This window comes from Serratia sp. PGPR-27, assembly GCF_022678525.1.
Lineage (GTDB): Bacteria > Pseudomonadota > Gammaproteobacteria > Enterobacterales > Enterobacteriaceae > Serratia > Serratia nematodiphila.
In genome coordinates this window covers 1-261 of record NZ_JALBYS010000094.1, presented here as the reverse complement: position 1 = coordinate 261, position 261 = coordinate 1, and the positions used below count along the sequence as shown (strand labels likewise).

The 261-nt window shown below is 61.3% G+C and carries 1 protein-coding gene; it reads right to left on the bottom strand.

The annotated features are described in order from the left end of the window. Positions 1–261 (bottom strand): phosphoenolpyruvate carboxykinase (ATP) (locus MMS95_RS24155; protein WP_242142439.1); only part of this gene is annotated, 261 nt, incomplete at both ends.

The following is a 261-nucleotide window of genomic DNA, read 5'->3' as shown; positions in this document are numbered from 1 at the left end:
CCTTCGAAGTTGAACACGCCGTCGTCGTCCCAGCCGTGCTCGTCATCGCCGATCAACTGACGCTTAGGATCGGTGGAGAGGGTGGTCTTGCCGGTGCCGGACAGGCCGAAGAACACCGCCACGTCGCCTTTCTCGCCCACGTTGGCAGAGCAGTGCATCGAGGCGATGCCTTTCAGCGGCAGCAGGTAGTTCATCATCGAGAACATGCCTTTCTTCATTTCGCCGCCGTACCAGGTGCCGCCGATCAGCTGCATGCGCTCG